The organism is Alteromonas sp. ABH4_454 (genome assembly GCF_056311775.1).
In genome coordinates this window covers 3903056-3915508 of sequence record NZ_CM149972.1, presented here as the reverse complement: position 1 = coordinate 3915508, position 12453 = coordinate 3903056, and the positions used below count along the sequence as shown (strand labels likewise).

General features: G+C 40.5%; 11 protein-coding genes and 1 pseudogene. 7 read left to right on the top strand and 5 right to left on the bottom strand.

Features of this window, described 5'->3' with window-relative positions; all coding sequences use genetic code 11:
* Positions 1-97: 97 nt before the first annotated feature.
* A complete protein-coding gene (locus ACYX4W_RS17160; protein ID WP_269917472.1) occupies positions 98-1003 on the top strand; it encodes a DUF350 domain-containing protein in 906 nt (301 codons plus the stop codon).
* A 99-nt stretch (positions 1004-1102) separates the two neighbouring features.
* On the opposite strand, the gene ACYX4W_RS17155 is transcribed toward ACYX4W_RS17160, so the two are convergent.
* Positions 1103-1378 carry a GIY-YIG nuclease family protein gene (locus tag ACYX4W_RS17155; RefSeq protein WP_476073972.1) on the bottom strand — a complete coding sequence of 92 codons (276 nt, stop codon included), beginning with the start codon at positions 1376-1378 and terminating at the stop codon, positions 1103-1105.
* Positions 1379-1481: 103 nt separating this feature from the next.
* Between ACYX4W_RS17155 and hldE the strand changes: the two genes are divergently transcribed.
* Positions 1482-2912 carry a bifunctional D-glycero-beta-D-manno-heptose-7-phosphate kinase/D-glycero-beta-D-manno-heptose 1-phosphate adenylyltransferase HldE gene (hldE, locus tag ACYX4W_RS17150; protein WP_476073971.1) on the top strand — a complete coding sequence of 477 codons (1431 nt, stop codon included), beginning with the start codon at positions 1482-1484 and terminating at the stop codon, positions 2910-2912.
* 150 nt (positions 2913-3062) lie between these two features.
* A complete protein-coding gene (locus ACYX4W_RS17145) occupies positions 3063-4130 on the top strand; it encodes an XrtA/PEP-CTERM system-associated ATPase (protein WP_476073970.1) in 1068 nt (355 codons plus the stop codon).
* A 22-nt stretch (positions 4131-4152) separates the two neighbouring features.
* Here ACYX4W_RS17145 and ACYX4W_RS17140 read toward each other — a convergent pair whose 3' ends face one another.
* The 4 genes from ACYX4W_RS17140 to ACYX4W_RS17125 are packed head-to-tail and all read right to left on the bottom strand — an operon-like array spanning position 4153 to position 8907.
* Positions 4153-5805, bottom strand: coding sequence for a hypothetical protein (locus ACYX4W_RS17140; protein WP_476073969.1), 1653 nt, complete (start codon positions 5803-5805; stop codon positions 4153-4155).
* Positions 5786-6712 (bottom strand): XrtA-associated tyrosine autokinase, encoded by a 927-nt coding sequence (locus tag ACYX4W_RS17135; RefSeq protein ID WP_476073968.1) that lies wholly within the window; start codon positions 6710-6712, stop codon positions 5786-5788. The genes ACYX4W_RS17140 and ACYX4W_RS17135 overlap by 20 nt, the downstream gene beginning before the upstream one ends.
* Positions 6712-8256 carry an XrtA system polysaccharide chain length determinant gene (locus tag ACYX4W_RS17130; protein WP_476073967.1) on the bottom strand — a complete coding sequence of 515 codons (1545 nt, stop codon included), beginning with the start codon at positions 8254-8256 and terminating at the stop codon, positions 6712-6714. Before ACYX4W_RS17130 ends, ACYX4W_RS17135 begins: the two co-directional genes overlap by 1 nt.
* A gap of 15 nt (positions 8257-8271) precedes the next feature.
* Complete coding sequence (locus tag ACYX4W_RS17125) at positions 8272-8907, bottom strand: XrtA/PEP-CTERM system exopolysaccharide export protein (protein ID WP_476073966.1); 636 nt, start codon at positions 8905-8907, stop codon at positions 8272-8274.
* Positions 8908-9138: 231 nt separating this feature from the next.
* Between ACYX4W_RS17125 and ACYX4W_RS17120 the strand changes: the two genes are divergently transcribed.
* From ACYX4W_RS17120 to ACYX4W_RS17105, 4 genes and pseudogenes are all read left to right on the top strand, one after another.
* A complete protein-coding gene (locus tag ACYX4W_RS17120; protein ID WP_476073965.1) occupies positions 9139-10551 on the top strand; it encodes a TIGR03013 family XrtA/PEP-CTERM system glycosyltransferase in 1413 nt (470 codons plus the stop codon).
* Positions 10552-10586: 35 nt separating this feature from the next.
* A pseudogene (locus tag ACYX4W_RS17115) lies at positions 10587-11433 on the top strand (XrtA system polysaccharide deacetylase).
* Positions 11409-11681: a hypothetical protein gene (locus ACYX4W_RS17110; protein ID WP_476073964.1), complete on the top strand. Its 273-nt coding sequence runs from the start codon at positions 11409-11411 to the stop codon at positions 11679-11681. The pseudogene ACYX4W_RS17115 and the gene ACYX4W_RS17110 overlap by 25 nt, the downstream one beginning before the upstream one ends.
* Positions 11682-11697: 16 nt before the next feature.
* On the top strand, positions 11698-12453 hold the full coding sequence (locus tag ACYX4W_RS17105; RefSeq protein WP_476073963.1) for a FemAB family XrtA/PEP-CTERM system-associated protein: 756 nt from the start codon (positions 11698-11700) through the stop codon (positions 12451-12453).

Here is a 12453-nt window from a genome sequence, read left to right as displayed (position 1 = left end):
GATAGATACTGATGCCCTTATCGTTATCACTACAACGATACCGATTGAAGAATAGCGATCAGGAAGGAACTTTGTATGTTCAAGGAGCAAAGATAACGTGGAAGCCTTACTAAAACTAGTACCTCTAACGCAGGAACTTTTAATTTACCTTGCCATGGATGTGGCAATAGCGTTAGTGCTACTGATGATTATGAAATGGCTGACTGGTGCATTTAGAAAGTACTCAGTAACTGAAGAACTTGGTGTTAAAGATAACTTTGCGTTTGGCATAAGCATTGCCGGGGGCATGTTGTCTTTATGTATTGTACTGAGTTCAGTAGTAGGACGGCATATAGGGGTAGGGTACCAAGAAGCGGCCATTGGCATGGTTACTTTTGGTTTTGTGGGGATCATGCTAGTGAAGTTTGGTCGCTTTGCTCACGATAAGCTGGTACTTAACAAATTAGACACTCACACAATGATTGCTGAAAGAAGCGTTAGCGTTGCACTTGTTGATGCTGCGAGCTTAGTAGCCAGTGCGATAGTACTTCGCAATATTATGATTTGGGTAGACGGTAGCGACATGAACGCGCTGATTGCCATAGTAACGGGCTTTACCGTAGTTCTGACCATGCTGCTAGTAATGACACGAATTTTAGAGTTCAGATACGCACGGGACAATCAAAATGACTCGTTTCAGGGGGCATTAGAAAAAGGGCAGTTAGCGCTCGCTATCGAGCATAGTGGTAATCTGCTTGGCACGGCTATGATTGTTTCAGCAGCGAAGAACTTACTTATCTACAATCCATCGGGCTATGTGAGTAATGTAACGGGGTGGTTGATTGTAAGTGTGGGTTTGGCTATCGCACTTCACTTATTGGTTCTAGTGAATAAAAAAATCATACTTTTTGGCATGAACTTCCGCCGAGAAGTGGACCATCAACATAATGTAGGTGTAGCGGCGTTAGGTTTCACGCTAAGCATTGGTAACGCTATGATCATCAATGGTGTTTTAGGTGGTTAGATTAGCAACTTGAGAGCTTTTCACTACCTAGTTTTCAAGGTATTTCGCCTTTGGCGCTCTCATTAAATGATATCTGGCGACAAATCTGTCGCCAATCACTTAGTCCTCAAACGCTGACTTTACACATGGCAAATCGTTGAGCCGCTTCATTTGAATAATGCTGTTCTTCTGAGTGCGGCTCATTTGCTTAACCGCATATTCAAGCTTTGCCGCTTGCGCTTTGTCGGCAACTTCAAATACAGCTCTAAAAATTAAAGGAGACTTGCCTTTAAGCGCCTTTGCGCCTCCTTTGAGTATTCCCCTATGCTGGGCAATACGACGTTTAGGATCAGTAGTGATACCCGTATAAATTTGCCCGAGCTTGTTCTCGACCATATAAAGATACCAAAGTGTATTTGCGTTTGGTTGGTGGGTATTGCCGGTCTTGGCTGTTATACTCTGTGCCAATGTACTCAATGTCTAAAAAATTACTCTCAGCATGATATTACCAGATTTTAGTAAAGCAAAAGTGCTTATTGTTGGCGACCTTATGTTAGATCGTTATTGGAGCGGTGGTACAGGGCGTATATCACCCGAGGCACCCGTGCCAGTAGTGAATGTTAATAGTTCTGAAGACCGAGCTGGTGGTGCCGCGAACGTTGCCGTAAACGTGGCTACCCTTGGGGCTGAGGTAACCTTGCTGGGAATGTGCGGTAAAGACGAAAACGCCATCATATTAAAAGAGCGATTAGAGACACACGATATTCGCTGTGAGTTCTTCGAAGTTGATGGCTTCGATACTATTACAAAGCTTCGAGTAATGAGCAGAAATCAGCAGCTTCTGCGTTTAGATTTTGAGAAGAGTTTTCAGGATACGGACAAATCAGCATTGGAATTAGCTTTCGATAAAGCGCTAGACAATGCTGACGTTGTTATTCTAAGCGATTACGCAAAAGGGTGTTTAAGCAACCCACAAGGACTGATAGAAAAAGCGCGCAGTAAGAACAAGCGTGTGGTAGTAGATCCCAAGGGTAGTGATTTTGGTAAATACGCTGGAGCTACGTTAGTTACACCGAATATGGACGAGCTTCGCGGTATTGTCGGCGAGATAGATAGTGAGCAAGTGCTGGTGGAAAAGGCGCTGTCATTAAAAGAATCGCTGAATTTAAACGCACTTCTTGTAACGCGTTCAGAAGACGGTATGACATTGTTTGGTGGAGATAACAATGAGTTTCATCTACCCGCAAAAGCCAAAGAGGTGTACGACGTAACTGGGGCAGGGGATACGGTTGTCTCAACACTCGCTGTTGCCATGGCCTGTAATCTGCCGCTTCAAGCTGCTTGTGTGCTTGCTAATTTAGCAGCAAGTGTTGTGGTTGGAAAACTGGGTACCTCCACTGTAACTAACACAGAGCTAGCATTAGCATTAGGCGAACAGTCGGTACATTTAGATGGCGGCGTGATGAGTGAAGACCAGCTGGAAATAGCGCTTCAAGCAGCTAAAGCACGCGGCGAACGTATTGTCATGACCAACGGCTGTTTTGATATATTGCACTCTGGTCATGTTGCTTACCTTGAAGAAGCTGCACAGCTTGGTGATCGCTTAGTTGTTGCAGTTAACACTGATGCGTCTGTGACCAAATTAAAAGGCCCAGGTCGTCCTGTAAATAACGTTAGCAGGCGTATGGTTGTACTAGCAGGCTTAAGCGCAGTCGATTGGGTTGTACCCTTTGAAGAAGATACGCCTCAGCGAGTTATTGCCCGCTTACTACCAGATGTGCTTGTTAAAGGCGGCGACTACAAAATTGAAGAGATTGCAGGTGGCACTGAAGTGCTGGAAAACGGCGGGGAAGTTAAAGTGTTAACGTTTGAAGATGGTGTATCGACTACAGGTATCATCGAACGCATTACTGAAAACAAACTGCGATAACCTAGTCGCTGACACGATAATACTTCGATACCGGCGCGTTGTTAGTTACCATGTAGGTTAAAAGCATAGGTAAAAGGCAGTGCGCTGTTTTTAACCAACTTTAAGCGCTGGTTGTAAATACACATTTCTAATGGAATAACGGTAAATAGCATGTACGAAAGTTACTATGGACTTAACTCGAAACCGTTTCAGTTAACCCCAGACCCTGAATTTTTCTTCGCAAGTAAATGGCACAAGCGCGCCATGTCTTACTTGCAGTATGGCCTGTCTCAAGCCGAGGGATTTATTGTTATTACTGGCGGAATTGGAACGGGTAAAACTACCGTAGCAAACAGTCTGCTTGAAGAAATTGAAGACGATATTGCGGCAGCGCAAATAGTTACGCCAAAGCTTTCGCCAGACGAACTAGTAAAAATGGTCGCCTCCAAATTTGATATCCCTACTGAGGGGCGTTCAAAAGCTGATATTCTTAAAGCGTTAGAAATTTTCTTGTACGACTTAAATAAAGCGGGTCGCCGTGCTTTATTACTTGTAGATGAAGCGCAAAACCTTCCGTTAGAAACCATCGAAGAGCTTAGAATGCTGAGCAATTTTCAGCTTAACGGCAAGCCGCTTATCCAAAGCTTTTTACTTGGTCAGGAAGAGCTACAGCCTATACTGCGTGCGCCGAACATGGAGCAGTTTAGGCAGCGTATTGTGGCGTCTTGCCATCTAGCACCACTTTCTTTAGAAGAGTGCAAAGAATATATCGAATACCGTTTACAACATGCCGGATGGAATGGTTCAGCACTATTTAGCGACGAAGCGTTAGAACGCATTCATATGTTCTCTCGTGGCATACCTCGTAAAATTAACACCCTTATGGATAGGATAATGCTTTATGGCTTTCTTGAAGAGCTAGAGAGCTTTAACGCCGATGCGGTAAACGAGGTTATTGAAGAAGTGAAAGCCGAAATGTTCGAGCCAGATAAAACCGGCGCTGAAGTTACCGAGCATATGGGATTTGCTGACCACCCCGAAAGCCAGACTATTATGACGCCGAAAGGGAATGTTGTTCGTGACACCAAGTATTATTTGGATATGCTAGCAGAGTTGGTAGATGCGTTAGATGACGCAATTTCACAGAAAGTGAAAATGACCCAGTACGTAGATAAGCTTATGAAGAAAAAGTTTAAGACGTATGTGCGGCTTAAGAGTGATGATAAGAAAGAGCAGTAACTTTTGAAAAAGTTGACTAAACTCAGTTGCTAATGGTGTTTTGTTGCAAGTTTGAAGCACTATCATTAGGCGAGTAGTAAAGCGTTATCAAAAAACGTCTTTCTTGATAACGGTCAAACTGATTCAACGAATCTAAATCGCGGTACTGGCCTTGAACGCCTATAGTTATATCTCTTTTTATCCTGAAATTCATCCCGACTGTTCCAACATAACTTTCGGAATCGCTTCTTGATAGACTATCGAATTCTGTTTTTATATAAGAAACATTGGCGTTGAGTGACGTTTTCACTCCAATGCGAGCAATCAATGATGTTGAGAAAGAGTGTTGTAATGAGTCTGGAGTGTCGTCGAAATACAATGATTGGAGACGTCGCCCTTGGAGGGAGACAGTCAATCGATTAAACTGATAGCCAGTGTTTACTACCCAACTTTTTCTTACCCGTTCACTATCATTAATATTATCTTGAAATGTCGAAAGGTCAGTATATTGCTCGCCAGGTTGTAATTCGTAATTTAGAGTATCTGGGACAAAACAGTCATCTAATGTAAGATAAGTTTCTGGGCAAACGAATACGCCATCAACGGCGGAGTCAAAAATTGATGAATTTGCAGTTACTTCTTCAGAATATGTAGCTGTAGCTCTAAGTTTTCTATTAGCATAATTGAAAGAAAATGACTCAGTGTCTCCATAAAATGCTTGATTTTTACTTCCTGAAAGGTTGGTCCTGGGGCTGAGTTGGACTCTGAAGTCAATCGAATAAAAATCACTATCGTCATTATTTGATAACGTACTCTGTTCTCCAACACTGTTGTATGCGATCCTCAGCAAGTTGTTTTGATTTTGATACAAAACCCCTGCGTTGTAGGTTCTGTACGTATCGATACCATCTACTCCATTTAAATCCTGCTTAGACTCGTTAATTCCCGCAACTAAAAAAAAGCGATCAGTTATGGCAAAATTAGCATTTGCATATGAGTTGCGCCGCTTTGTATCAAAACTACTTTCTCGCTGAGTTTCTCTGTAAGTGGCTCCCAAGTTCCATCGAAGGAATGAAAACCTGCTGCCACTAGCTAAGTTGAAACTCGAACGGTAGCTTTTTGTGTCAAAAGCGCTTTCACTTGTACTGCTTCTCTCACTTTCGAATAATGATGCAGATAAATTTGATGATAACGTAACCCAAGAGTTACCAAAATTAGTGGTTCGGAGGCCACCTGTATTATTTCTAGTTTTCGCTAGGTTGCTTGGATTGGTAACCAAGTCGTCTATAAGTAAATTGCTAGAATTTATTGAGTTATATTGCTGAGAACCGTTTGCGTATAAAAAAATACTTTGGTCATGGACTTCGTACTGAACGTTGTAGCTACTAGTCAAATAACTTTCAAATGAGTCACCAGAAAAATCTCTATAGATATTTCTGTTATTCACTGTTGCAGAAGCAGATAAATTATTACTTTGATAGGTTAATAATGCTTTTGGAGATAGTTCACCTGCAAAAAAATTGTCTCGGCTATCTGTTACTCTTTCGACGTAATTTAATGTGGCTGATACCGAGGGAGTGAATTCAAAATCGGCAGCATGTATATTCGATGAAGCTACCAAAGTTATTATGCTAAGCTGAACTAAAGAATTACCAAACCCTTTTCTTTCCATTTTCTTAGCTTCCATTACTTCCATAGTAGTAGCCATAATACCCAGGCCCATTCTCTTGCCTCAAAGATTTATTAACCACAAAGCCAATTGCCATTTCAGGGTTTAGGTGAGCTACGGAACTTTTTATATCATGAATTTTACTACGGCCCTCCTCACAAACAACGATAGCCTGTCCAGTTAGATTTGCGAGGACTGAAGTTTCGTTTATTCCTAAAAGTGGCGGAGTATCTATAATTACGATACGGTCTTTGTAACGTGTTGAAAATTCATCAACAGTAGTCCGCATAACTTCACTAGCGAGAAGTTCGTTAGATAAGTGGTGAGATTTACCAGCGGCGATAAGCTTTAGTTTAGGAATGTTTGTAGAAAGCATTACATCTGAAATATTTTGCTTCTCTCCTAAAAGGTATTCAATCAGTCCCTCTCTGTTACGAGAGCCTAGAGTTTTCATAACGTTGGGCCTTAACACGTCAGCATCAACAAGTAACACAGTTTTGTCTTGTTCCGACGCTATGCTTAGAGCCAAATTTACAGCAGTGAATGTTTTTCCCTCGCCCGGCTTGGAACTCGTCACCATTACAACATTACTACGATCAAGTGTTTTTGATAATGGCCCAAACGCATTTGATAGGATCTTGCGTTTTATTGCTCGGTATTCTTCATTAATTAATCTTCTCTCAGCGCTATTATCAACCATTCCTTTTGCGCTAAGTGATTCTAAGTCTAGTTGGATTTCATCATTTACACTGACCGTTTTCTCAGCAGAGTAATCGTTTATATTTTCCGATTTCTTATCTTTAATTTCGGGCTCAGCAGGAGTATCGGCCGATTGAGTATCCTGGCCCATGACTTCATCTAAAGACTCGTCTGATTTATTCTCAACAGCGCTTGTTTTTTTGTTTTTCGCCAATGCTTTTTCAATAGTACTCATCACATAAAACGCTCATATAGGTTTATATTCATCATTGACAGTAGAACTAGGGCACCATATATCGCAAGTAATATTGAAGATAAAGTGAGAAATATCAGCAAGTGTTTTCTTTGTTTTTTGCGAACACTCGCAATTTCTAGATCTGCAACAGTTCCATAGATTGGAAGTGATACGAGTGCAGACAACTGTTCGGCTCTCATCAAAACTGGAGAAAACTGCGAAACAATAAATGCTAGGCCTAACCCACCTGCAAAGCCAACAACTAGAGTTGCGGTGTAAAGCAATATCCTGTTTGGACCTGAAGGTTGTCTGGGTAAAACTGGCGGTGAAATAACACGGAACTTTAGATCATCATCTGAAATGTCAGCTTTTTTCCCCAATTCGGCAGAATCTTGTCTTTGCAATAATTGCTCATACTTACTTTTAATTATGCCGTAATCTCTGTTTAGCGCTTTTTGTTCTAGTTCTAGTTGCGGTACGAAATCAATTTTCGCCTGCAACTCAGCTATTTGTGATTCGTAATCGTTTTCTCGTACTTGCAATAGTGCCAGCTGACTTTCTAATTGCCCAATATCTATTGACAATGGGTTGTCGGCGCTCATGGAAGATGCATTTTCGATGCTGGAAATATAGCTATCTACTTCTTTTTTTCTCAGCACTATTAATCTGTCTAGTAAATTATGAGTCTCGATTACATCTGGGTGTTCATCAGTAAAACGAAGCTTTAATTCATCTAGTTTGTTTTCTAGCGCTTCAATTCTCGAGTCGTAACGAGTTGGAATCAGAGCACCGTCATTAGAGCCTGCGCTTTGCATTAACTTTACATTTTTCTTTAAAGAAGCGATTTGTTCTTTAATTTCGACCATGGTGCGTCTAGTAGTTGCTAGATTACTTTCTGCTGACTTGAGTCGAGAGTAGTAAGAACCTGTCTCAGGTAATATGTCAGAATACTTGCGTTTAAAGTCTGCTACACGCATCTCCGCCTCAGTGAGCCTCTGCTCGTACTCATCAATTTGCTGTTGTAGGAACTGATATGCAGAATCTGATTGTACTCGATTTTTACCCAGGCTACCTTCAATAAGCAGATTAAGCGTTTCTTGTACAACGTTGCGCGCAATGTTGGGATCTTGGTTTTTATAAGAAATATTATAAATATTGCTTCTACCGCCAGAACTAATTCTAATATCGCTCTCTAGTTCACTAATCAATTGGTCAAAAGCACCAGGACCGATTGCTTTTAAATCCAGATCTGTCTCTCTTGCAATACGCTCAAGGTTTTCTCTGCTCTTAAGTGTTTTCGCTATTAAACTTACTTCCTGTGCTTGGTTAGGGTTTATTACTAAGCCCCGTAGTAATGGAGCCAACATTGAACGTGTATCAACATGGACTCGTGCTGAGCTTGAGTATGTATCTGGTAAGGAAAGTGCGTACAAAAATCCTAAAGGGCAAACTAACCAACTAACGAAGAGTATATATCTTTTTTTAATCCATATGCCCTTAAGATAGTCGAGTATCTGGGCATACAACTGCTGTAAGTCGAACATTTACTTCCCTTTGTTCTAGAACCAAGCTTCGGGTACTATTAATATGTCTCCTGGGAGCATATCTACGTTTCTACTAATATCTCCATCCCGAATTAAATCGTCTATAAACACTCGGTACACTTTTTGTTCCCCGTTTTCTATCCGTATTAGTTGGGTATTGTTTCCGTCTGCAAACTCTGTTATTCCACCTACAGATATCATTAAATCTAAAAGTGTCATATTCTCTTTATAATTCACGGCTCTTGGGTTTGTAGCTTCGCCTATCACCCTTACTTGCTCACTAAAAGGCCCCACATAGCCTCCGATAGTTACTGACACTCGAGGGTTATTTATATAAACACTAAGTTGCTCTTCTAATTCCCTTGCAAGTTGAGTTGGTGTTCTGCCCGTTACTTCTATATCTTCAATTAATCGAGTAGTAATCATACCGTCAGGCCTGACGCTAAACGACCCTGATAACTCAGGGTTACGCCAAACAAAGATGTTTACAGAATCGCCAGGACCTATAAGATACTTGTAATCGTTTATATCTGTTGTGTAGGATGGGTGTAACGTTGCTTCAGGTAGTACGTTATTTGATGAGCAACTCCACAAACAAAGTAATATGGAAATTACGCAAGTGAATTTGAAACTTAACATCTGTACCTTCATTCGAGCGATCCTTGTTAAATCCTTTTTGGAAGCGAAAGTTTACTCATAGTTCGTAGAATCATTGTTAACTGAATTAAAAATTTAGGCAAGCCTTAAAGGCTCTAACTTCGAGATTATTCTTTGATAAATGTTCAAAAGTAGATCCGAGGCCTATTCATTGTTTTCGTATATTGATTTAATATAACGATTATTGAGACGCGTATGTATTAGTAACGCCAGGGACTGAACTTAATGGCTGCAAACAATAAAAAGCAAAATAAGCGTTCTAATTTGCTTGTAATCTGTGATTTCACACTAGTGAGTTACATCACCTATTTAATGTATGTGATGCTTGATAATTATTACTTTAATGGTTCAGTTGATACTCTCAAGGTTTTAACAACTACATTTTTATTTACTTTCTTCATTGTCATATCTTCTCTTTCTGTAGGACTTTATGAAAGTAAATTAAGAGAGACCTTTAGAGGAATAATTAGACGAATTTTCGTTAGTGTCGGTATTTCTTACTTCTGTATTGAGATAGTGAGTTCAACCATTGGAACTTCGTTAAAAATTCATCCTTATTTTCTTCCTGCGTCGGCCGCTGTTTCGATTATCACTTTGGTTGTTTTTCGTTACTTCACGACACGTTTGGGGTTGCTTGGGTTGGGGAAAACCCGAACGTTGATAATTGGGGCGGGTGAAAGAGCATCGATTATTGAGAAACGAATGAGAAGGGATGTCGATAGAATAGGGTTCGATTTGGTTGGATTTATACCTGTTCCTGGCGATAATCGTGAAGACGGCATAAAGTCGGAAAAAATTATTCACATACGACTGGAGCAAAACCTTCGTCAGTTCATTTATGACAACGAAATAGAAGAAGTTGTTATTGCATGTGATCAGCGCCGTGGGACATTGCCTTTAGAAGAATTGTTTGAATGTAAGTTAAGAGGCGTTGAAGTAACTGAATTGCTGGACTTTATGGAACGAGAAACTGGGCAAATTGTAGTTAATCTTATGTATCCCTCTTGGGTAATTTATTCAAATGGCTTTTCAACGCAAAATTATTTAAGAGATTCCCTCGATTATGGAATCAATGCATTTCTCGCTCTTATAGTATTGATAATTACTTGGCCATTTATGTTACTTACTGCCGCTTTTATCTATCTTGATGACGGTTTCAGAACGGGCACATCGGTTTTGTATAAACAGGAGCGAGTAGGACTTAATGGTAAGTTATTTCGAATCATGAAGTTTAGAAGTATGCGCCCTGATGCTGAAAAAGACGGAGCAAAATGGGCTTCAAAAGACGACGATAGAGTAACACGCATCGGACACTTTATTAGAAAATATCGGATAGATGAGTTACCCCAATTATTTAATGTTTTTAAAGGTGAAATGGCCTTTATTGGCCCAAGACCTGAGCGACCTGAGTTTGTTGAACAGTTAGTTCGAGAAATTCCTTATTACAATCAAAGGCATAACGTAAAGCCTGGGTTGGCAGGGTGGGCGCAACTTAATTATCCATACGGGGCTTCTGTTACTGACTCTATGGAAAAACTGAAATTTGATTTGTACTACGTTAAGCACCAAAGTCTTTTACTCGACTTATTAATTTTAATCAGGACAACTGAAGTTGTTCTATTTGGGCGTGGAAGATAGTTCTTTACTGGCGGGAATAACCTTTGAAAAATGCAATGACAGTAGATGTTGAAGACTATTTTCAAGTTTCGGCATTTGAAAAATCAATTTCGCCAAATGATTGGTCGAAACTTCCACTGAGAGTGGGGGATAATACTAACAGATTGATAGATCTGTTTGCGGAGTATGATGTAAAAGCAACTTTTTTTTGCTTGGGGTGGGTTGCTGAAAGGTGCCCCGGAGTTATTCGAAGACTTGTTTCGGAAGGCCATGAAGTAGCGAGCCATGGATATGATCATACTCGGTCTCGGCTTTTTAGACAAAGAAGGTTTTGTTGAAGACATTGGCAAAAGTAAAAAAATTCTTGAAGACACAACAGGCGTGGAAGTTTTGGGCTACCGGGCTCCAAGTTTTTCGATCAACGAGAACACTCAGTGGGTTTATGAAGTCCTATCTGAACTAGGTTTTATATATTCGTCAAGCACTTACCCGATTGAACATGACCTGTATGGCGTTCCGGCCTGGCCCCGCTTTATGCATACCCGCCCAGAGGGTATTGTAGAAATACCAATACCAACCTTAAGAAACAGAGAGACAAATAAAGGTATCGGAGGAGGTGGATATTTCAGGCTTTTTCCCTATTGGTTATCAAAGCGCAGGATTGAGCAATTTTTGAGGTCTGAAACTGAACCATATAACTTTTATTTCCACCCATGGGAGATTGACTCCAAGCAACCTCGCATAAAGAAAGTACCTATGAAGTCTCGTTTTCGTCACTACGTGAATCTGAGTCACATGGAAGGGAAACTCCGCTCTTTATTGAACGATTTTCAATGGGGAACAATGGAAGATGTTTATAAACTGAAGGAACAGACGCGATGTCAAAAAGAGTTTGTAAGCTAGCGACAGAAAAAAGCGAGTTTGAACTATGGGATGCGTACGTTGATAGTCACGAAGATGGTAGCTTTTTTCATCTTAGTGGCTGGCGAGAAGTAATTTCAAAGATTTATAAACATACACCTCACTATTTATTTTTAGAGAGAAATAACATTATTTGTGGTGTGTTGCCTCTATTTGAACAGAAAAGCAGGCTATTCGGTCATGTCTTAATATCGACACCATTTTGTGTTTATGGTGGAGCGATAGACTGACGATGAAGCCGGGTTGTTGCAGTTGGAGAATGCAGCCGTTGAACTAGGACGTAAACTCAATGTTGATTACGTTGAGTTCAGATATTTCAAGCCACGTTACAATAACCCGAATATAACTCTAAACTGCAACCACTCTACCTATCTAATGCCAATTGCGGACGACGATCAAGCGATATTACAATCAATAAAGAAAAAGCAGCGTGCGAACATACGACAATCGCTAAAGAATGGTTTAACCGCGGAAGAAACGTCTGACATTAGCGATGTACACCGCATTTATTCTGAAAGTGTAAGAAATCTTGGGACACCGGTATTTCCAAAGCGTTATTTTTCAAAGCTTAAGGAAGTATTCGGCGACAAAGTAGAGCTTTTGAGTATAAAGAATGGGAAAAAGCCCGTATCTGCTGTCTTATCTTTTTACTATAAAAACACAGTGTTGCCATATTACGGAGGCGGTACCCCAGAAGCTAGGCATTGCAGAGGTAATGACTTCATGTATTACACCCTAATGTGTCGAGCTAGGGCTAATCGTGACTGCGAGATATTTGACTTTGGGCGGAGTAAAAACAATTCGGGGTCGGGAAGTTATAAAAAAACATGGGGAATTGAGCCAAAGCCACTCTTTTATTATTGTCATTTAGTTAAAGCCAATAATCTGCCAAACTTGAGTCCAGATAATCCTAAGTATAAGTATTTCATCAAAATCTGGAAAAAGCTTCCTTTGTTTATTTCTGAGCGCTTAGGACCTTACCTAAGCCGCTTTTTAGGTTAG

Excerpts from the sequence above, each read along its gene's own strand:
- ACYX4W_RS17155 (WP_476073972.1), bottom strand. The coding sequence starts at position 1,378 with ATGGTCGAGAACAAGCTCGGGCAAATTTATACGGGTATCACTACTGAT.
- ACYX4W_RS17135 (WP_476073968.1), bottom strand. The coding sequence starts at position 6,712 with ATGAGTACTATTGAAAAAGCATTGGCGAAAAACAAAAAAACAAGCGCT.
- ACYX4W_RS17120 (WP_476073965.1), top strand. The coding sequence starts at position 9,139 with ATGGCTGCAAACAATAAAAAGCAAAATAAGCGTTCTAATTTGCTTGTA.
- hldE (WP_476073971.1), top strand. The coding sequence starts at position 1,482 with ATGATATTACCAGATTTTAGTAAAGCAAAAGTGCTTATTGTTGGCGAC.
- ACYX4W_RS17130 (WP_476073967.1), bottom strand. The coding sequence starts at position 8,256 with ATGTTCGACTTACAGCAGTTGTATGCCCAGATACTCGACTATCTTAAG.
- ACYX4W_RS17110 (WP_476073964.1), top strand. The coding sequence starts at position 11,409 with ATGTCAAAAAGAGTTTGTAAGCTAGCGACAGAAAAAAGCGAGTTTGAA.
- ACYX4W_RS17125 (WP_476073966.1), bottom strand. The coding sequence starts at position 8,907 with ATGAAGGTACAGATGTTAAGTTTCAAATTCACTTGCGTAATTTCCATA.
- ACYX4W_RS17145 (WP_476073970.1), top strand. The coding sequence starts at position 3,063 with ATGTACGAAAGTTACTATGGACTTAACTCGAAACCGTTTCAGTTAACC.
- ACYX4W_RS17140 (WP_476073969.1), bottom strand. The coding sequence starts at position 5,805 with ATGGAAGTAATGGAAGCTAAGAAAATGGAAAGAAAAGGGTTTGGTAAT.